14 protein-coding genes and 1 pseudogene are annotated in these 21,736 nt (G+C 39.3%); 8 read left to right on the plus strand and 7 right to left on the minus strand.

Translation table 11 applies throughout. From position 1 onward, the window contains the following. The 3 genes and pseudogenes from GBN19_RS11425 to GBN19_RS11435 all read right to left on the minus strand — a co-directional run. Positions 1-129 (minus strand): annotated as a pseudogene (locus GBN19_RS11425) (IS5/IS1182 family transposase); the annotation flags it as partial. A 73-nt stretch (positions 130-202) separates the two neighbouring features. Continuing rightward, positions 203-3,253 (minus strand): diguanylate cyclase, encoded by a 3,051-nt coding sequence (locus tag GBN19_RS11430; RefSeq protein WP_151778223.1) that lies wholly within the window; start codon positions 3,251-3,253, stop codon positions 203-205. A 60-nt stretch (positions 3,254-3,313) separates the two neighbouring features. Beyond that, positions 3,314-5,653: a bifunctional diguanylate cyclase/phosphodiesterase gene (locus GBN19_RS11435; protein ID WP_228271259.1), complete on the minus strand. Its 2,340-nt coding sequence runs from the start codon at positions 5,651-5,653 to the stop codon at positions 3,314-3,316. A 512-nt stretch (positions 5,654-6,165) separates the two neighbouring features. On the opposite strand from GBN19_RS11435, the gene GBN19_RS11440 reads away from it, so the two are divergent. Further along, positions 6,166-6,687, plus strand: coding sequence for an SPOR domain-containing protein (locus GBN19_RS11440; RefSeq protein WP_151778225.1), 522 nt, complete (start codon positions 6,166-6,168; stop codon positions 6,685-6,687). Between the two features lie 59 nt (positions 6,688-6,746). Here GBN19_RS11440 and GBN19_RS11445 read toward each other — a convergent pair whose 3' ends face one another. Together GBN19_RS11445 and GBN19_RS11450 are read right to left on the minus strand one after the other, a co-directional pair. Next, the gene (locus GBN19_RS11445; RefSeq protein ID WP_151778226.1) at positions 6,747-7,829 is read right to left on the minus strand and encodes a zinc-binding metallopeptidase family protein; all 1,083 of its coding nucleotides are present in this window, start codon (positions 7,827-7,829) and stop codon (positions 6,747-6,749) included. Positions 7,830-7,850: 21 nt separating this feature from the next. Further along, a complete protein-coding gene (locus tag GBN19_RS11450; RefSeq protein ID WP_151778227.1) occupies positions 7,851-8,477 on the minus strand; it encodes a LysE family transporter in 627 nt (208 codons plus the stop codon). A 194-nt stretch (positions 8,478-8,671) separates the two neighbouring features. On the opposite strand from GBN19_RS11450, the gene GBN19_RS11455 reads away from it, so the two are divergent. The 4 genes from GBN19_RS11455 to GBN19_RS11470 are packed head-to-tail and all read left to right on the plus strand — an operon-like array spanning position 8,672 to position 11,622. After that, positions 8,672-9,451, plus strand: a complete 780-nt coding sequence (locus tag GBN19_RS11455; protein ID WP_151778228.1) for a HesA/MoeB/ThiF family protein — start codon at positions 8,672-8,674, stop codon at positions 9,449-9,451. A 53-nt stretch (positions 9,452-9,504) separates the two neighbouring features. Continuing rightward, a complete protein-coding gene (locus tag GBN19_RS11460; RefSeq protein ID WP_151778229.1) occupies positions 9,505-10,800 on the plus strand; it encodes an ABC1 kinase family protein in 1,296 nt (431 codons plus the stop codon). Positions 10,801-10,814: 14 nt separating this feature from the next. After that, the gene (gene folB, locus GBN19_RS11465) at positions 10,815-11,195 is read left to right on the plus strand and encodes a dihydroneopterin aldolase (protein ID WP_151778230.1); all 381 of its coding nucleotides are present in this window, start codon (positions 10,815-10,817) and stop codon (positions 11,193-11,195) included. Continuing rightward, the gene (locus GBN19_RS11470; protein WP_151778231.1) at positions 11,152-11,622 is read left to right on the plus strand and encodes a 2-amino-4-hydroxy-6-hydroxymethyldihydropteridine diphosphokinase; all 471 of its coding nucleotides are present in this window, start codon (positions 11,152-11,154) and stop codon (positions 11,620-11,622) included. Before folB ends, GBN19_RS11470 begins: the two co-directional genes overlap by 44 nt. 57 nt (positions 11,623-11,679) lie before the next feature. On the opposite strand, the gene coq7 is transcribed toward GBN19_RS11470, so the two are convergent. Together coq7 and GBN19_RS11480 are read right to left on the minus strand one after the other, a co-directional pair. Continuing rightward, on the minus strand, positions 11,680-12,315 hold the full coding sequence (coq7, locus tag GBN19_RS11475) for a 2-polyprenyl-3-methyl-6-methoxy-1,4-benzoquinone monooxygenase (RefSeq protein WP_151709115.1): 636 nt from the start codon (positions 12,313-12,315) through the stop codon (positions 11,680-11,682). 3 nt (positions 12,316-12,318) lie between these two features. Further along, on the minus strand, positions 12,319-13,635 hold the full coding sequence (locus GBN19_RS11480) for an MFS transporter (RefSeq protein WP_151778232.1): 1,317 nt from the start codon (positions 13,633-13,635) through the stop codon (positions 12,319-12,321). 139 nt (positions 13,636-13,774) lie between these two features. Between GBN19_RS11480 and GBN19_RS11485 the strand changes: the two genes are divergently transcribed. Genes GBN19_RS11485 through GBN19_RS11495 form a run of 3 tightly spaced genes read left to right on the plus strand, consistent with a single transcriptional unit; the run spans position 13,775 to position 21,349 of the window. After that, on the plus strand, positions 13,775-16,459 hold the full coding sequence (locus GBN19_RS11485) for an autotransporter assembly complex protein TamA (RefSeq protein ID WP_151778233.1): 2,685 nt from the start codon (positions 13,775-13,777) through the stop codon (positions 16,457-16,459). 15 nt (positions 16,460-16,474) lie between these two features. Further along, positions 16,475-20,983 carry a translocation/assembly module TamB domain-containing protein gene (locus GBN19_RS11490; protein WP_151778234.1) on the plus strand — a complete coding sequence of 1,503 codons (4,509 nt, stop codon included), beginning with the start codon at positions 16,475-16,477 and terminating at the stop codon, positions 20,981-20,983. A 21-nt stretch (positions 20,984-21,004) separates the two neighbouring features. Continuing rightward, positions 21,005-21,349 carry a lipoprotein gene (locus GBN19_RS11495; protein ID WP_151778235.1) on the plus strand — a complete coding sequence of 115 codons (345 nt, stop codon included), beginning with the start codon at positions 21,005-21,007 and terminating at the stop codon, positions 21,347-21,349. Positions 21,350-21,736: the final 387 nt, after the last annotated feature.

The following is a 21,736-nucleotide window of genomic DNA, read 5'->3' on the forward strand; positions in this document are numbered from 1 at the left end:
GCCTTGTGATTGTGCATACCACTGGGTCTTTGGATCGAACCAAATGGCAATATTCCCACGATTAATGAGAGCTCGGTTATATGCGGGCCAATTGGTTGTGCGGTAGATTTTGTGTGTAGGCTTCTTCATTTGAAAATTATATCGCTGAAGAAGCCCTTAAGAATAGCTTGGTGCAACAAAGCCTTTTAAATATAAAGAATCATTAAACTATGTTTTTTTTATTTTTTGGCATGGTTTCTTGCCATAACGTTGAACGATTTCGACCATTTCTTTTGGAGAAATATAATGCACTATCGGCACGTTCTAGACTATTTTCAATCGAATCCTCAGGTTGTTTGAGTATATAAATGCCTAAACTGACAGCAAAAGAAATCATGCCAATATTGGCAACAATTGCAGGGTTGGAAATAATGCTTTCTCTAAAAAATTCGGCACGTTCAAATGCTTTAATCGCATTGGTATTGGACAGCAAAATCACAAATTCTTCGCCACCTAAACGACCTAGTAAGTCATTTTTACCCATATGCTCAGATAAAATTTTAACAAGATGCTTTAAAACCAAGTCACCAATTGCATGTCCATAGGTATCGTTGACGGCTTTAAAATGGTCGATGTCCAACATAATTAAGGCTGAACAAGGTGTTAAACCTTTATGAATATCATCTAGTTCAATTTGCAGGCGGTTTAGGAATGCACGACGATTACTAATACCTGTTAAAGCATCTGTAGAAGCCAATACTTCAAGTTGAAATTCTCGTTCTTTTTGAGGGGTAATATCGTGGAAGATCCAGCATTGTCCAAGAAAGTGCTGTGAATGGATGAGTGATAAATTTTCAATTTCTAAGTAACGACCATCTGGCAACATTATTGTTTTCTTAAAGTTTTCATCAGGTTCGTCCAACATTAAGCTGAGGTTAAAACCAATCGCCTGATAGAGTAATTTTTCAAGTTCATAGGTTGGAAGTTCAATTAACTCATTTAAAGACAAATTGAAGCCTAAGGTTGAAATCAACATTTGATTGGCTGCAACGGTGTGTTGCTTTTCATCAATCCCTGCATCGACTACTAAAATTCCTGAAGGAAAACGCTCGACCAATGCTTCAAGACGTTGTTGCGCTTTTACTAGACCAGATTCGGCACGATGGCGTGCATCGACGTCATTGAGTGTCCAAATGGCATTTCCTAAATGATTTTCAGGGTCAAGTAAAGCCCCTTGTATATCAAACCAATTCATTTGACCTTTGTGCATATACAACGGCCATTCGGCACGGACAGTACCTGTCTGTTGTACAGCCTGAAATAATTCAGCCCATTTTTGGTCGCTATTGTCACTTTGGTGAAGACGATGAAATGTAATTTTCGTCTTTTGTTCACCATAAGGCAGATTGAATACAGTGGCTGCACGTTCATTGGCATATAAAATATCATGTTCTGAACTGGTGACAATAATCAAGGAGTTACTACGGTCGAGTACCGCTTTGACCAAATGTGAATGTTCTACACGTTTCTGAATATCGGTATAGGTTCCTAACATTTTAGTTGGTAATGCTGCATAATCTCGCTGGATGACTTTGCCACGTAATTCAACCCATAACCATGTATTTTGGGCAGTTTTTAAACGAGCCTCAAGGCGAAATTCATGATTATATTTTAAATGTTCAGAAAGCTGCTGCATCATCGAATCGTAATCTTGTGGATGTAGAAAACGATTTAAAAAATCTTGAAAAGACAGTTTAAACGCATTATTGGCGTAGCCTAGCATTTCATAGCAGCGATTATCCCACTGTAATTCATCTGTCACATAGTTCCATTGCCATAAACCATCTTGGACAGCCATAAATGTGAGTCGTAAATGTTCTTCTTTTTGTCTTAAGGTTTCTTGCAACAATTCATCTTGAGTAATATCGAGAACATAACCATGCCATAAAATACTACCATCTTCTTCAGGCTGGGCTTTGGCATGATTACGTAACCAACGAACAGATTGATCTGCATCAATGACACGGTATTTGACATCCCACTCTTGATGACGATATAGCGCATGACGAATGGTTTGACGTAGCTCATGTAAATCTTCAGGATGAATACACGCGGTCAAATAACGTAATTTAAAGTTTTCTTCAGAGAAAGGTTGAATGCCATGCAATTCAAAAAAACTTGGATTGGTAAAAGGCAGTGAAATAGATAAATCTGCATGGATACATACCTGAAATAAGCCACCAGGCACTTCATCTGCCAAATACATAAAACGGCGTTTTTGCTGTACCAGCATGGCAAGGTTGCGCTGACGTTGTAAAGCAAGCCATACACTAATCAGCACAATCACCAATAAGAAAATTGTGCCGATCAAGTTATAAATAAAGTTACGATGATAAGCATTTTCTAAGGCTGAAAATGTATGTTCACGCTCAATCCCAGAACTTACAATAAGCGGGAAACCTTCAATTTTCTTCCAAGCATACATCCGTTGTAATTGATCTGGGCCTGTTTTGGCTTCGTATGTTCCACCGCCTGGTTTTTGTTTAAATAAAAATAAGCGTTCACTCGGTAAGGATTTTCCTAAAATTTTATCTTGATATTGTGAGCGTGCTAAATAAGTCCCATCTTCACGCGCCAGTAAAATGATATCCACAGGATCATCAAAAATATTCTGAAAATATTTAGAGATATAATCAGGCGATAAAGAAAGAACCATGACTCCAATAAATTTATTTTGGCGATAAAGGGGTTTGGTTAGCTGAATTGTCCACTTTTTAGAAACTTTCCCCATGACAGGCTTGCTGATATACAGATCTATTTTTTGTTTTAAGTGAACCTGAAAATGCTCTCGGTCATTAATGTAAACTGCATCTTTGCCAGTTTTGACTTTTTTTAGGTTGGAATAAATAATTTGACCTTGGGCATCAGCAATTGCAATCTGAATAATTGAACCTTGCGGATAATCACTGATGACATTATGAATCGCACGTTGAAATGCCGCATCATCATGTAGCTCATAACTGTTTTTCATATCAATCATGCTGTAATTCAGCCCAGTAAAGAGAGTCTGAACTTGTACCGAGACAGCATTTGAAATTTGGCGAACCCGAACCCATGCTTGCTGTTCGGTTTGCTGATATAAGGTGCGTTGAGTATTTAGAAAAATACCCCAATACACAGCAATAGAAACAATAACAAAACAAGCGCTTGCTAGTATAATAAAAGATGCGGGAGTTAAGTTTTTACGCCATACGATTTGTTCAGAAGAAGGCATATATACACCACTACTCACTATCTAAGAAATCACAAATACCGAACTGTGATTTAATTGTTCTTAATATTCTAAATCTGCCGCAAAACTACGATCGACTTTAAATTCTGAGATGGGTAAGCGACGAAGATAACTCAAACTTGAATACCCTGTTCCAAAATCATCCATAGATAAATGTACAGCTAATGCATGAATTTCATGAAGAATTTTCATGGTACAAGGGTGATTGTCTAAAAGAACACTTTCGGTAAGTTCGATTGTCAGCTCCTGAGGTTTTAAATGATATAAATTTAAAATATCTAGAATTGTATTTGGTAGTCGAATACAGTGAAAACTAGTTGGAGATAAATTTACTGAAATAGAAGGAATATTAATGCCTTGTGCGCGCCAGTCTGCAAGTTGTCGGCAGGATTCTTGTAGGACCCAATAGCCAAATTCGGTAATCAGTCCACATTCTTCTGCAATTGGAATAAAGCGCTCAGGTGAAATTTCGCCAAATTCAGGATGTGTCCAACGGGCTAGTGCTTCTACACCATATAAAGAACCTGTAACTAAATCAATTTGGGGTTGATAGTGTAAATGTAATTGATGATTAAACAGCGCATGTCGTAAATCATTTTCGAGTTTTAAATGATTTTGCAACAATTCATTCATTTCATGGCTAAAGAAGCAGAATTGACTACGACCATTATTTTTAGCTTGATCCATCGCAATATCAGCGCGGTGTAATAAGGTTTCAATGTCACGTCCATCCATTGGAAACATGGCAACCCCAATACTTGCGCTCATCTTCAAAATAGAGTGATTGATATTCATTGGTTCTGCCAAATGAATTTGTAACTCCTCAATCATTAACTGGGCTTGTTGATGACTACATTCAGGGAGAATAATCGCAAATTCATCTCCTGATAATCGTCCAACAATATCTACACTACGCAGATTCTTTTTCAGGCGAATTGCAATTTGAGAGAGTAGTTCATCTCCTACAAAGTGACCGTATGAGTCATTGATCATTTTAAAACGATCAAGATCAATATACAGCACCGCAAGAGGATCATCATTTCGAATACTTGAACTAATCACCTGATCAGATTTTGCAAGTAATAAACTGCGGTTCGGTAAACCTGTCAATTCATCGTAAAATGCCAATTGGCGGATACGTTGTTTGGTATGCTCACGTTCAAAGGCGAGTGAACATAAATTGCTGCAAGCATCAATAATCTGTTGATGAAGATTTTCAAGTTCTAGATCGCGAGCTTTTTTAAAATAAAAAGCAAATGTACCTACGACTTGATGCTGATTGTTAAAAATAGGTGTAGACCAACATGCAACGTAGCCTAAAGGTAAAATAGCTGCACGATAATTATCCCAAAGTGGATCCGTCGCAATATCATCAACAATGACAGGTCGACTGCGCCATGCAGCTGTTCCACATGAGCCTACATATGGGCCAATATGAATACCATTCAGACTGACGCTATAAGCATCGGGTAAGCTTGGGGCTGAGAGGGAATGTAATTGACCTTGTGCATTGACCTCAATAATGGATGCAGTAATTTCTGGTGCAAGTAACTCGACTTCATTACAAATAATATCGAGAATTTCTGACAGGGGAAATTCTTTCGACATTGCATCAAGAACCTTATGCTGTAACGTTTCCCGTAATTTGGTAATTGAAATGTCGGTAAAAGTAATAATCGTATATTTCCAGTTATTATCTGGATCAAACACAGGCTTTTTAATAATTTTTGCCCAGTAGCGGCGTGTTTTGCCAACCACTAATTCCTCACAAATAATTGTATTATTGTCATTTAGTTCACTTTTATTCCATTGATACATAAATAATGACAATGGATTTTTGCCTATAATCTCATGATGCTCCCAACCAAACATACGGTGGAAACCCTTATTACAATAGACAATTGAAGATGAATTATCGGTGATAAGTACTGCTGTATCATTGATGTCAGCAGCTAAAGAAAGATGGTCTAAATAACGCTGTTGTTCTTTCTCATGCTGTAAGCGAGCACTAATATCGGTGGCAATTTTTAGGATTTGGACAACATGACCATCGTGATCAAAAACAGGAGTATAGGTTGCTTCGAGCCAGCAGTTAGAATTATCGCCACGAATCCGTTCTACAAAACCAGAATAAGGAATACCTTGGCATAAAGATGTCCAAAATGCCTCATAGGCTTTACTTTGAGTAAATGAAAAAGGACAAAAGCTACGATGAATACGACCAATTGCTTCATCTTCTGTAATGCGGAATAACGCTAGGTAGTTTTTATTCGCCCATTGCAAAATACCATCTGGAGAAAACTCAGCGATCGCAATTGTTCCTTCAAGTGCTGCGAGTTGCAACGATGGCGTTGCCGTCCGTTTTGCTCGAGTGGTATGCATATTTTCCTTCATTATACTTTTTCCAAAGCATAGCAATTAGTCAAAATTTTCTTGATTATCAGCGATCTTAATGCTTTATTTTTTATAAAATCAATTACTCCATATCAATGTTTACTAACCACATTACTGTTTATTTTTGATTATCACTAGATAGCATCATTATGTTTAAAATAGCTGTTTTACCTTTGTTTATATTATATGAAATGTTAAAATTTGCAAAAAATTGTCTGTCCATGACTTCATAATATTCATGTTATGCCAAAGGTTTTCACCTTAAAATATTTGCAATATTGAACAAATTTCTTATTTTTTTTGATATAGCTGCTACGGTCAACATATTAATACAACTCTTACGATCCTATCATTTTGACTATTTTAAAATTTTATTTTTCTTTAAAAATTAAAGCTTATTTTTGATTCACTTTTAATTATGCCAAAAGCCATATTAATTCTTTTAAAAATGTAGGTTTTTTATATATAATAGTAAAAAAACATGAACTGTGTAACACTTTATGAAAAAAATACTAATTTCTATGCTTTCAATACTTTTTTCAGTAAATAGCATCGCAGCATCAAGCGAAAAAGAGAATATATATTGTTTTTCTTTGTTTCAAAAACAAGGTGTATATGTATGTAAACCATGGTCAGAATGGGCTGCAACACCAAATGATATAAAAATGCAGGTTAAGGCTAAAGATGTTGATCATGCAGTTGAAGCAGCAACAGCACCTGTATTAAGTAAAAATAAGCAATTAACCGGTGCTGAAGCACGTAGTTTGCTAGAAAATGGCGATCGTACTTGGATGGTGCAAATAGCATTGGCTGTAAATGAGGCAAATGCAGACAGTATCGTATCGAAATTAAAAGCAAAAGGTTATCCAACCAAGAAAACGACGACTTCTAAAGGTGTGCGCGTGATGGTTGGACCAAATGATTATCAAACAGCAGCAGAATTGAAAAAGGAAATTCAAGGCGATAATAGCTTAGGTGCGCAATCTGCATGGTTGTTTAACTGGGGTGCATCAGTACAATAATACATAGCTTCCTAGTCATGTTCGTTTTTGCTCGGTTAACCCCCGAGCTTTTTTTGCCATCAACGTGCGTGAATAATCCGCTGATGGATATCAAGTAAGCTGCGATGAATAAAGTGAAGTTTACTTAAAACAATACCTGATAAAGTAAATGGGTAGGCATCTTCTTGCCCCATACTGCGATTTAGAGCATTTAAAATATAGGTTAAAGCAAACCAGTTGCTTAGAGTTTGTTCAAAATCATGTGATAGCAACGGTGGCTCTTTAAAATTAATATCGGGATCAATGGTATGTTGCCCCTGCATTTTTAAACCTGCGTGATAAGCCGTATCGAGTGTGTCCATCATATGTAAGTAGTGTGCCCATGTTTCTGCCCAGTCTTCCCAAGGATGTGCACAAGCATAACGACTAACATAAAAATCTGACCAATTTTTGGCAGGGCCATTTTCATAATAAGCTTCTAGTGCTTGAGCATAGTCTTGACGTTCATCTCCAAAGTGTTCACGGAACTCTTCTAACCATTCTGGGAAGAAGTGCTGCATAAGATCAAAGTAATAGTGACCACTTTCATGACGGAAATGACCCAATAAAGTCCGATAGTTTTCCGCCATATCTAAACGGGTTTTGACCCGAATCACGATATCCGCTTCACTGGCATTTAAGGTGATCACACCATTTACATGTCCTGTCATTACAGGTTGATCTTCATAAGGCATCAGAAAATTAAACTGTAAACCTAGGCGATCATGTTCGTCTTTTTTGGGTTTTGGAAAGATATCAAGTTGTTTTGTCAGGTAAAGAAAATAGCGTTTTGCAGATTCAATATGCCGCCAATACTGTAAATTTTTTTCAATAGATAAATCGGGAATAGTATGTGTTAACTGACAGGATTCACAATAGAGCTGATCCTGATCAGCAGGAATGACCCAGTTACAAGACTGGTGAGTCGAATAATTATAACAAGGTCGATAATAAAGATGAGGGTCTTCAGGGTTTAGGCTGCGCCATGTTTGTGTGTCAATTTTAGCAAATGAACCCATTTGATTCATATTGAGCTGAAAGCCCAAAACGGTTGAGCAATATTGACAGACTGTATTCTGGAAAAAAACCTGATGTTTGCAATTTTCACAATAAAATACCTTCATGCTGAGATCTTCCCGTCAAATTTAGATTTTTTGGCGCACTAGACTTAACAGCATGGCAGCGACACCATACATTGATGCAAAAAAACGATTCACCAACTTGAGTTTTTTATACGATTGAAAAAGGTTAGACGCTTTAGATGCCAAACCTGTATAACCCAGCATGACAATTACATCAATTGGAATCATGGTCAGCATCATGATCAGATACTGTTTCAATTGTGGCGCTTGAGGATCAATAAACTGTGGGAAAATTGCTAAAAAGAACACAATTGCTTTTGGGTTGCTAATGTTGATCAGAAAACCTTTAAAAACGGCCAATGGACTTGAAAACTGCTGTTCATCAGTTTTGATGGCGATTTGGTTCACTGGCGCTTTCCACTGCATATAAGCCAAGTAAATCAGATATAAAACACCGAGCCATTTCACAGCCAAGAAAATCATTGGAAACGTGGTGAGCAGCATGCCTAAACCTGTGGCTACAATCAAAATCTGGAGCATTAATGCGAGCTGTAAACCTAGAATATTCCAAAGGCCGCGTAAAAAACCATGACTTAAGCCATTGCTCATAGATGCGATTGCACCTGCACCTGGAAATAAGCTAATGACCCAGCAAGCAGCAAAGAAAGATAGCCAAAGATGGAAGGACATGATCATAGTGACCCAAGATTAAAGGAGTGTTTTACACTGTTTTTACTGTGAATGAAAGAGCCAAAATTGTGATCCATGATAGGTCTATTGATTATCTATTTTCATGTTCATTTGCAAAGAGTAATGCTATTTTTTTTCTAAACACGCTACACTTAGCTCTCTGTTTTTCAGCAATATAAATTGGATTGTCCGTGATGGATCAACAAACTGATATTTGGCAACAACTCAGTGACGATGAAATGCATTTCTATAGCCGACAAATCTTATTAGAGGGTTGGGATATTGATGCACAGGAGAAACTCAAACTTGCCAATGTTCTGCTGATTGGGGCTGGTGGACTAGGTTGTTTAACTGCTGAGCTATTGACTCGTGCTGGCGTGGGCAAGATCACCATTTTAGATGCGGATCAGATTGAAACCAGTAATTTGCAACGCCAAGTTGCATTTCAACCACAAGATATCGGATTTTATAAAGCGGAAACTTTGGCAAAACGATTGAAGCAGATTAATCCACATATTTGTGTTGAAGCACACAATATTCGTCTGACGGAAGACAATGCAGCGGATTTTATTGCAGCACAGGATTTGGTGCTCGATGGTTGTGACCAATTTACCACGCGCTATTTGGTCAATCAGGTGTGTAAGGAGCAGGCGACTCCTTTAATTAGTGCCTCAGCGATTGCTTATGAAGGGCAACTGTTTATGGTGATGCCAGATTCTGCTTGTTATGAATGTATTTTTCCAAAAGCTGAAAGTCAGGATGAAAGTTTGCGCTGTGCCAATTCTGGTGTGCTTGCAACGACACCGAATGTGATGGCGAGCTTACAGGCGCATCATGCCTTGTTGTACTTAGGTTTGAATTTGACGCCTTTGAAACAAAAATTATTACTTTGGAATGGTTTGACCATGCAGCAACGCATTGTTAAATTTGATAAAGATATAAATTGTCCAAACTGTCAGGCAAGAACTGCATGACAGAAAGTTTTTTTTGCTACACTAGTTTTAGATTTGAATTGGCATGATTGCTTATGAAAAAAAATATTTTGGTTGATGGTTTACGCTCTGTCGCCCGTATGGGGGAAACGGCAGTTGTTGCTGCCAAAGCAGGCTATAAATACGCAACTGTAAAACCAAGTAATGCCAAGCTGATGCGCGAAACTTTTGAAGAGTTAGGCTCGACGTATATTAAGCTTGGGCAGTTTATTGCCAGTACACCATCCTTATTTCCACGTGAATTTGTGGAAGAGTTTCAGGGCTGTTTAGACCAGACACCGAAGCTTCCATTTAGCTATATTGAAGAAGTATTGCAACAAGAATTTGCAGGTAAAAATCTTCATGACATTTTTGCTTCGATTGAAGAAATTCCACTGGCATCCGCCTCAATCGCACAGGTGCATGCTGCAAAATTGGTTAGTGGTGAAGATGTTGTCATTAAAGTCCAAAAACCTGGTGTTGAAACCATTTTGTACACCGACTTAAATGTTTTGCACTGGGCAACCAAGATTTTAGAAAAAGCAGTGCCTAAGGTGAAATTTGCATCACTGGCGGATATTGTGGATGAAATTAAAACCCGCATGGTGCGTGAAGTTGACTTTATTGAGGAAGCGCAAAATCTCGATGATTTTGTGGATTATCTCAATGCAACGCATAATCAAGCAGCAACAGCACCGAAAGTGTACCATCAGTATTCGACACGTCGTGTGCTGACCATGCAACGTTTGTATGGTGTGCCATTAACGGATTTTGATGTTGTAAAACATTATGCGAAAGATCCATCTCAAGTGTTGATTACCGCCATGAATACATGGTTTGGTAGTTTGATGATGTGTAAAAGCTTTCATGCAGATTTGCACGCAGGCAATTTAATGTTGCTTGAAGATGGTCGAGTAGGCTTTATTGATTTTGGCATTGTCGGTCAGTTAAATCCTCAGGTTTGGACAGCGTGTATGGCATTTATGGATGCTTTGCAGCACACTGATTATCAGGCAATGGCTGAAAATATGCTGAAAATGGGAATGACCAATACTTCAGTCGATACCGCAATTTTGGCGAAAGATATTGAGCGATTATTTAGCGGTGTCATTTTGACAGATCCGCAAAAAATCCTGTCAAGTAATCCAGCCGATCTCAATGACATCATGCTCGATATGGTGTCGATTGGTGAACGTCATGGCATTCATTTCCCAAGAGATTTTGCTTTACTGTTTAAGCAAATGCTGTATTTTGACCGTTTTATGCGTGTACTTGCCCCGTATACCGACATTTATGCAGACCAGCGTTTGCATATGGTTCAAAGCCTTGATACCCCAGTGCTGAAACATTAATGGTTGGAAAATATATGGATGCCATTATTATTGAAGGCTTAAAAGTCGATACTGTGGTGGGGTGTTTTGCATGGGAACGTCAAATTCATCAGCCACTCATGCTGGATCTAACCATTCAGCATGATTTGTCTAAAGCTGCACAATCCGATGATTTGCAAGATACCATTAACTATGCTCAAATTTGCGAATTGAGTGCTGAAGTCATTCAGACGACTCAACCCAAATTAATTGAGCATGCCGCTCAGCTTGTGATGCAGCGCCTGTTTCAAGAGTTTGATGGAATTGAGACCATTACGCTCACTATTCGTAAGCCTGCGATTATCGCGCAAGCCAATTCGGTAGGAATTCGTCTTGAACGCCAACGAAACGATTTTTGCACTCGCACTGGCGAGTAATTTTGAGCCTGAGCCGCATTTGGCTTGGGCGATTCAGCAATTAGCGACTTTAGGATCGCTAGAGCTGTCACATGTTTATCAGATTCCATGTCGGGATGGGGTGGGTGCAGATTACTTAAACTGTGCTTGTGTGCTGCGTAGTCATTTATCTAGTTCTGAAATGTTAGATCTTTTAAAAGATTTGGAACATCAGGCGGGACGAGTACGTCCATCTCATAAAATTTCATTGGATATTGACCTGATTGCTTTGGGACAAAATTTATCTGATTTACAGCTGAATCAGAAGAAAATGCCTTTTGCACTCGATGTCAAAATTCCGATGTATGAATTGATTGCTTCGGATGATTTTGCTTATTCGGAACAGGTAGCTTACCCAAAGCTACGTTTAGCTTTAACAAAGCCTGATCGTGCAGTTGCTACATCATAAAATCAAAAGCCAAGTTTAAACTTGGCTTTTTTTGATCTTTGAATTTGTGTTTTTAGCTTAAATATAATAACTGGTCTTGGTCATCAGCTTAGAAATCGCTGTCATGGTGATCCGCACAGGAAATGGCAAATCAACACCGCCTGCCTGCAATGCAGTATCCCGATGATGCAATTCATCTTCATTCATTTGTTCTAAGATTTTACGGGAACGATCATCTTGTTGAGGCAATTGGCTTAAGTGATCATTGAGATGCAAGCTGACTTGACGTTCGGTTTCTGCAACAAAACCAAGACTGTATTGATCTCCTGCAATGCCTGCGGCTGCGCCCATTGCAAAAGAAAGTCCATACCAAACAGGGTTTAAAATACTTGGAACACTATCCAGTTCTTTTAAACGGTCTTCACACCAAGCCAAATGGTCTTGCTCTTCAATGGCTGCCTGTTCCATTTCACGGCGGACATTCGGAAGTTTTGCGGTTAAGGCTTGTCCATGATACAGCGCTTGAGCACAAACCTCACCACTGTGATTGACACGCATTAACCCAGCAACGTGGCGGGCTTCACTGACGGACAAGGGTGCAGATGTGGTTTGTGCTGGATTCTCTCGATGAGCAGAAGTTGCCCCAGGCACTAAACTACGTAAACCTTGGTCAAAAGACTGAATAAGACGATCAATGCCTGAATAATGACGCATAACTTAATCCTCTAAAGCATTGTGTGTGCGATCTAGTAATGGTTTTAATTTCAATAATAAACCCATGCAGAAGATAGCACTAAATACAGCGGTCATGCAGAATAAAATTTGCATATCCAGTTTGAAAACACTCAAAATTAAAATTGAGAAGATGGCAGAAGCCACCATAAAAATCGCATTAAAGATATTATTTGCAGCAACGACTCGTGCGCGATGTGAAGCAGGCGAATAAGCTTGCATCATGGCATATAGCGGAACGATATAAAATCCGCCACTAATGCCGAGCATAATGATGGACAGCATCACATGATAGTAAGCTAAACCCTGAGTAAACATGTCTTTTAGACCCAATAAATTGTCATGACTTGGTACTTGATACATTGCCCATGCCAAGTAGAAGGCAAAGATTGTTAAGCCAACAGCGCCAATCGGAACCATTTTAATATTAATTTCTGCTCCCCCAATTTTACGGCAGAGTAGAGAACCGATACCAATGCCCACAGAAAAGAAAGTCAACAGTAAGCTCACGACATTTTCAGAAGCATGTAAATATTGATGAGTAAGTTCTGGAATTTGTGTCAGATAGGATGCACCATAAAACCAGTACCAAGAATTTCCCATCAAGATTAAAAAAATAATCGGGATGTTTTTGGCGTATTGGATGGTTTGCCAACTGGTACGAAAAAAATTCCAGTCTATTTCTAAATCTGGCGCACTGATACGTTGGGTGAGAATAAAACGACTGGAAAAATAGCCTAAGCTAGCAATAATTAACACGGTGACACAGACCCAAATCAGGCTGCTATGTGAAATTGAAATCACAGCGCCACCTAAAATCATGCCAAATAAAATTGCTAATGATGTTCCTGTCTGGAAAAGTGCATTGCCTGACATCAGTTCATTGGGTTTTAAGATTTCTGGCAAGATGGCATATTTGATGGGGCCAAAAAAAGTCGAATGAACCCCCATTAAAAATAAAGCAAAAAGCAGTAACCAAATTTGTCCAAGCATAAAACCTAGACTCCCAATCGACATAATGATCAGTTCTAAAATCTTAATGCCGCGAACCAGTTGGGAGCGCTCAAACTTATCCGCAATTTGTCCTGCTGTTGCAGAAAATACAAAATAAGGTGCAATAAATAACAATGCAGCCAAGTTGTTGAGTGTACTGACATTGCCAGAATTATGCTGAATGAGCCCGTAGGTAATCACCAGCAATAATGACTGTTTGTAGACATTATCATTGAGTGCACCAAAGAACTGGGTCAGAAACATGGGGAGAAAACGACGTGAAGTCAGCAAGTTTTGTGGTTTTTCCATGCGTTCTGCACTCTAATTTAATGAAGAATTGTTAGTGAAGAGTATCTCATAAATAAAATCATGTATGATACTGACAAGCTTGGCATTAAAATTGTTTAAGTCAAAATTCATCTTTAAAATAACAATGGTTGTTGTTTTTATGCATGTTTACGCACATTTCCCAAAGACCATTTTGGTCAAACATCTACAGATGATTTTAAAAATAAACCAGATTCCTAAATGGGTATGTGTAAGTTTAGTGTGTGGTGTTTGTCAGCAACAACTGTGGGCTGAAGACACTTTAACGACAGAAAATCCATCTGACACAAGCGCTGTATCAAATAGTTCTAAAGGGCAAGCTTCGTCAGTTAAGCCGTCATCTACTGCTGTAGGGACAGATGACAGTCTGCAAATGTTGCAACAGCAGCAACAAAACCAACAGATCAGTGATTTTAAACCGATTAGTTTTGATGATCTTGAGCAAATGCCTGAAAGTCGTATTGATCCTAGCATGGCAAATGAGATTGAGCGTGAAGCTGAGCAAGCCAAACAAGAAGCACAAAATAGTCGCCCAACCACTGCAATTCCTGTGACGAGCACGACGACCCAAACCGCTCAGCAGGTTGCTGGATTACAGCAATCACCTGTGAATGTGGATCAATTAATGAGCCAAATTCAAACTGACCAAAATACAACCGTGACCGCGGGAACATCTTCAGGATCAGATAGCAATGACAATACGTTTGAATTGTCTACAGCAAAGACTCAAGAAAAACCTAAAAGTTTTTTGCAAAAAGCAGTAGCTAAAATTAAGCCTAAAAAAGATCTCAACGCGGTCAGTGTTCCTAAAATATCGGTGACAGTCACAGGTGCACCAAAAGAATTACAAGAGAATATTAAAAATAAACTTTCTAGTTTTACCACAGAATCATTTTCTGACTATAACTCAGCATTCCCACAACTTCGTACAATGGCAACGCAAGCAGCTCAAGCTGTGGGTTATTACAATGCACAGTTTAAATTTAGTAAGACAGGCAGTGATCAGGTTGCTGTGCAGGTCACACCAAATGACCCTGTGAAAGTTGAAACACAAAATATTGAATTTTCAGGTGCTGGCGCAAAAAGCCCGCAATTCCAAGTGATTCGTTTAATTCCTGATTTGGATGTGGGGAGCATTTTAAATCATGGTTTGTATGAACAGACCAAAACACGGATTACTACAGCTGCTACTGAAAATGGTTTCTTTGATGCATATTGGCGCTTGCATGATGTAAAAGTGCAATTGCCTGACAATAAAGCAGATATTAATTTACGTTATGAAACGGGCGAGCGTTATAAATTAGCCAATGTCGAATTTCGAATGAGTGATCCATCGAAACCACTTCCATTGAAACTCAAAGTTTTACAAAGTATGGTGCCGTGGAAAGATGGGGATGATTATACCTTTTGGCGTGTCAATACTTTAGCCAACAATTTAACGAACTCTCGTTATTTTAACTGGAGTTTGGTTGATACGATTAAGCCTGACCCAATAATTAAGTCATTAGAACTTGCGCCTGATATTCAAAAATTGGTGGATGAGCAAAAACTGCAAGAAACTACCGCTGTTCAACAATCGCAGGATGCAAATAGCAAGCGAGCGAATTATTCGGATCGGGAAGTCACACAAAGTGTTGTGGATGAAAACCAGTTTGCGGGCGCTGATCAAAATACCAAAGTGGAAGGTCTAGAAACCAAGGCACAACAAGCAGAGAAAAAAACGGAGAAGGAACAGTTACAAGAGCAGGCGCGAGCAGAGAAAAAAGTCCCTGTCATTGTGACTTTAAATGCCGATAAGCTCAATAATGCTGAACTTGGTTTAGGTTGGGGAACTGATACAGGCCCACGTATTCGTGCGCAATACCGCCGTGCGATTGTCAATAGCTCAGGGCATTCTTTTGATGCCAACATGGAAGTTTCTCAAATTCGTCAAGCAGTTGATGCTCGTTATAGTATTCCGAATAAAGACCCGCTCAATGATTATTTCAGCTTGGTTGGTGGTTATGAACGTGAGAAATTTGATGGTGTTGGCCCTGGCATGAGTTTGACGACAGAATCGGCTGTTGTTGGTGCAGAACATTTAATCAAAAATCCTTTGGGGAATTGGCAGCAAACTTATGGTTTCCGCTATCGTTTAGACCAAATTCATCAAATTGGAGAGGTTGATAGTGCTGATGTCCCAGATGCTTTCTTAAAACCTGGTTCAAACCCTCAACAGCAAGCATTGTTATTGGGGTATCAAATTTCACGGACAGATAGCAATAATCCAGTTAATCCGACCAAAGGTCTTAAACAGAGTTATAAAATTCAGTTAGGCTCAAAATCAGCCATGTCTGATGCCAATATGGCAATTGTCAATGCAGACTGGAATGCGATGTATTCGTTAGGTAAGAATTATGATCATCAATTCGTTGCCAGTTTGCAATTTGGTTATATTTTTACTGATGATTTTGCCAATGTCCCATATAACTTACGCTTCTTTGCTGGTGGGGATCAAAGTATTCGAGGCTTTGACTATAAGAGCCTTTCACCTACAGAGGACGGTTATAAAATTGGTGGGCAGGCTTTGGCTGTAGGTTCTTTAGAATATAATTATCAGTTTAAAGAAGGGTGGCGTGCTGCAATTTTCTCCGATGTGGGTAATGCTTACGATAAAAATTTTTCCAACTCAACTGCATATAGCGTAGGTTTGGGGATTCGTTGGCAGTCACCGATTGGCCCGATTCGTCTAGATGTAGCTTCTGGAATTTCAGATCCAAATCATCCGATCCGATTACACTTCTTTATTGGCTCACAATTACAATAAGGTTTCTCAACACCCATGACTGATCAACAACAGCCGCAACCACAATCTGAACTTATTGTAAATAAACGCCGTATTGGACGCACGATTGCACTGACATTTTTAGGCATATTGTTGCTCTTGGTGGTTGCTTTAGCGATGATGGTTTCAACAGATCGAGGAAGCCGTTTTTTGCTTGATCGTGTGTTGCAAAGCCAAAATATGATCAGTTATGAGTATGAGGGGGGTAATTTTTTACGCGGATTAACTTTAGGTAAACTCGATATTCGAGTCAGCGGTATTGAGGTAAAAGTCAAGCGTGCTAAAGTTGTGATCGGTTGGCGGGCGATTGTACAAAAAGAGCTACATTTTAGTCATGCCGATGTGCAATCTTTGGAAATTATTGATAATAAGCCGCCAAGCAATGAACCATTTAAATTTAATCAAATCAAATTGCCCTTTACCTTACGTTTAGATCAGGCAACCTTAGATCATTTACAGATTCGTGCTCGAACAACAAAAGTTGATTTTTATAACTTAGCATTACAAAAAGCATTATGGTCAGGAACTGAATTAAAATTTAAAAATTCAAGCTTTGATATGGGGTATTTAAATGTCAAAAATGCTTCAGGGCAGATGAAATTTGAACAGAAATACCCTTTAGAAGCGACAGGAACGCTCAATATTCCTGCATTACATGCACTAAATATCCGTGATATTACGATAAAAGCAGGTGGAACACTTGACACGATTACAGCAGGTGCTGCCACGCGTACTCCTGACTTGCTTTCTGCGCGAATGATTATTCAACCCTTGCGTGCGCATGTGCCTATGCGTGGGCAGGCTAATTTTAAGCACTATTACTGGCCGTTAATGACCGCTCAGAAACTTTGGTCAAAATCAGGTGTTGCAAAAGTCGATGGTACTTCATCGGGAATGAATATTCGTGTCAGTACCGATCTGCGAGGAAAAGATATTCCTGAAGGTAATTATCAAGCGGAGATGTTTACTGACTATATTCATCAATTGAATATCAGTAAATTTACGGGTCAAGTCATGCAAGGTCAGGTGCAGGCAACAGGTTTGGTGAATTGGCAGCATGCTGTACGCTGGGAAGCTCAGGGACATATGCAAGGGATGCAACCTAAAGATAAGTTGGTACCTGCGAGTATTCGTGATTTTCTACCCCCTAATTTAAATGGCACACTGGCATCAACAGGAACTTTGGAAAAAGGTTTACATGTCAATGCATCTGTCGCTTTTGATCAGTATGAAACATGGAAATTAAAGTTAGACCAAGCGCCTGAGAAAAATAAAAAAGCACAACCGATGTTACTGAATTTGGCTTGGCAAAACATTCATCGTGAACTGCCCTATATTGGTTGGTTAGATAGTGCATCGGGTCAGGTTAATTTAAATCTGCAACAGGCTCAGGAAAATATTCAAGTTTCAACACAAGTGACCAAAAATCCAAAAGGTTTATTACCAACGGGACAATATTTGGCAAAAATTAATTTAAAAAATCAGGATTTGAATATTTCTGAGTTTAAATATATCACCCCAGAGGGTGGCTTGACTGGACATGCTGTATTACAACTACCGACAGAAAAGCGTCAGTTAAAATGGAATGCAGCACTCACCGCCAACCATTTCAATCCACAAACTGTACTTGATGCTGCGCCAGTTGACTTGCTGAATGGTCAGTTGAGTGCAACAGGTTATGCCAATAAAAATCAGCATATTATGCAGTTCAAGGGAATTGACCTGACAGGGCATTTGGCAGGTCAGGGCAATGACACTGTACATTTGACAGGAACATCAACAGTCGCCGTTATTTTAAATAATGATCAATCAGGGGGCGGTTTAAAAGGCTATGCCGTTCGTTATAACGGTGCTTTACAGTCTAGCCGTGTGCCAAATAGCGCAGGAGCACTGCAATTCAATCTGTCAGGAACATCTGATTTTATTAAAATTGCCCGCTTAAGCCATGATGGTGCAGCAGGAAAAATCTTGGCAGATGGTTTGGTCAGCTTGAAAAATGGAATTGCATGGAAGCTGAATGCTGCCTTAGTACGCTTTAAACCACAGTATTTTGTGAGTGGTGCAAATGGTGAAATTTCAGGGGTTGTTAAGACTGAAGGTTTATGGTCGGATGCGCTAAAACGAATTAGTATTCAGCAGCTTAACTTGGCTGGAGTCATTAACCGTCAAGTGATTCGTGGTAAAGGCAACTTGGCTGTGGTGATGAATAGTCATCAAAAAGGGTTCGTGCCACAGCAGTTTGAAGCCAATAACCTGTTTTTAGCTTATGCAGGGAATCAAGTGCAAGCGACAGGCAATGCACAGAGTTTACGTCTTCAGATCAATGCACCTGCGTTGTATGCTATTTACTCAGGGTTGCGAGGGCGAGCATATGGTTATCTGGATATGCAAACCCAACCCCGTCTTAAAGCAACAGCAAACCTTGCTGTAGACAATTTTGCCTTTAAAGATTTATTGAGTATTCAGAAATTACGCGTACGTGGTGAGTTGCCGACATCAGAGACTACACCAAGTATGTTGAAGGCAGAAATGACCAATTTACGCCGTGGCAACCGACAAATTCAATATGGTGCGGTCACTGTTGCAGGTACACGTAAAGCCCATATTTTGCAGTTGCAAGGTTGGAACAACTACTCAAAATTTTATGTACAGCTTGCGGGTGGATTCAATTCCAATAATGATTGGACAGGACAAATTCAAAAAGGTGTATTTGACTCTGTTCGCGCAGTGTTGACTCAGCAACAAAATGCCAATGTAATTTATCGTAGTGCAAATCAACAGTTATATATTGGACAGCACTGTTGGAGTAGTAAACAAAGCCAATTATGTTTTGATCAACCGATTCAGGTGAGTCCAAACGCTGGTAATGTTTCATTTATAGCAAGCAATCTGGATTTAAGTGATTTTACTGCATTTATGCCAGATGGCTTCGCGATGACAGGTCAGCTCAATGGTTATGCCAAAGCATCTTGGGCACAAGGTCAGCGTCCAAATATTGATGCTAAATTGATCACCCAGAATGGTCAGATTGGTGTGACAGCAGACGATCCTGATGATCCTGATACCACCACCAGTTATCAACAACTGAGCTTGATTGCCAAAAGTGTGTCACAAGGCTTGTTATTGCGTTTAGATGTCAAAACTGAAAATATCGGGACAGGTTATGCCAATGTAGTTATCAATCCATATAACGATGCTTTACCGATGCAAGGAGAAGTTGCATTTGACCGTGTAGATCTCAAATTCCTTAAACCATTTGTACAAGATATTCGCTCAATTGCAGGGACATTGGCTTTTGCGGGTAAAATTAATGGGACGTTGAGCAAGCCATTGATTACGGGTGATTTGCGTTTAAAAGATGGCGCACTGAGTTTGGTTTCTGTTCCGCTGAATATTCAAAATATTCAAGTGTATTCAGCAATCCGTGAGAATCATGCGACGATTCAGGGTGGTTTTAACAGTGGTAAAGGCATTGGCAAGCTTGATGGTCAAATTGACTGGGCAGGTGAACCTCGTGTCCAGCTCAATCTCAAGGGCGATAATCTCCTGATCCGACAAGTACCATTAGTGACGGCTGTCATGAATACCAATATGGCGCTTGATATTTTACCTCTAAAGAAAAATGTCAGCGTCAAAGGCTCAATTGAAATCCCAAGAGCTTTAATTAATATGCCTGAGTCGAGTGCCAATGTAGTCGGTGTATCCTCAGACGTTCGGGTGCTTAAAGCAGGACAGGATGCTTTACAGGTATTACGTCAGTCTAAACCGTGGAATATTCAGGCAGATATTGATTTGAGTTTAGGAAGTAAAGTTATTTTCCAAGGCTTCAATAGTCGTATTCCATTGGTGGGTCGTTTATTTTTGACGCAGCGTGGACTGGAAACTGCGATGAGTGCAAATGGTGCGATTGGTGTCAGTCAAAAAGTGAAAATAGAACCTTATGGGCAAACACTTGATTTAAATCGTGCGATTGCGCGTTTTAATGGACCAGTGGGTAATCCAACTTTGGATATCGATACCACTAAAAATATTTCAGGAACGATTGTCGGTGTCAGGATTACAGGAACAGCATCTTCTCCAAATATTCAAGTATATAATGATGGCGGTTTGTCTGAACAGGAGGCTCTGAATGCATTGCTCTCTGGGCGAATCAATGAAGGAAGTAGCAGTTTAAGTCAAACAGCAAGCTTCAAATCCGATGTTAACAATACCCTAGCTGCTGCAGGAATCAGTTTGGGGTTAGGTGGCACACGTGCCTTGACCAATCAGATTGGTCGTACTTTTGGTTTAAGCGGCTTGGCATTAGATGCTGAAGGAACTGGTGATGATACACAGCTCAGTGTTACAGGGTATCTCACCCCAGATTTGTATTTGCGTTATGGGGTTGGTGTTTTCAGTAACGTCAATAAACTGACATTGCGTTATCAAATGAATAAACGTTTATACTTAGAAGCGAGTCAGTCCACAGAACGAGCCATAGACTTTTTCTATAATTGGCGTTTTTAATTTTTTATTTTGGAGTATTGAATGAACAAGATTTTGCTATTGGTGGTCTCGGCAGTGGCTTTGGCGGGTTGTAGTAAGCCCAAAGAATTATCTCCTCAAGAAGCATGGCATAATTTTTGTTCAGTTATTCCAGGTGCTGCTGTCAATATCATGACAGATCGTCAGCAAGGTGTGAAAGAAGCCGATGCTTTAGAGCATGCGAAAAAAATTCCTGATCAGCATGCCCAAGTTTATTTACAATCTTTGATCAAAGAAGCCTATAAAGTACCTATTTATGAAAATAGTAACCAACGACAAAAAGCACTCGATGACTTTAGTAAAGGGCGTGATCAGGAGTGCTTGAAACAAGCTGCCCAAAATAAATAATTCAAGAAATTCATAGAAAAGTGTGGATATTGAGGATTATTTTTCTGTTGAATACCAAATACGCCTTGGTTAATGATAAAAATTATCATGAGCCAATGTGAATCATCTGTGAAAAGATTTAAATTTGTCATTTTTTTCCACTAAGGTGGAATAGGTGATAGATCGGGAATCTGCCAATATCCTGATGTTTTTACGTGATTTCTCAAGGATTGAATCATAGAAGTCATGCGAAAGATAAAGCGTGAACCGTACCGGGTTTGTCGGAGACTTTTTTATTTAAGTTAGGCCACCTGACCTAACGGGTTAATCTTATCATAGTACATTGCTTCAAACTCAAAAGGCGATACATAACCCAGTGCACTGTGTACACGCTTTTTATTGAACCAA

This window comes from Acinetobacter brisouii, assembly GCF_008993995.1.
In the GTDB taxonomy this organism is placed as follows: Bacteria; Pseudomonadota; Gammaproteobacteria; order Pseudomonadales; family Moraxellaceae; genus Acinetobacter; species Acinetobacter brisouii_A.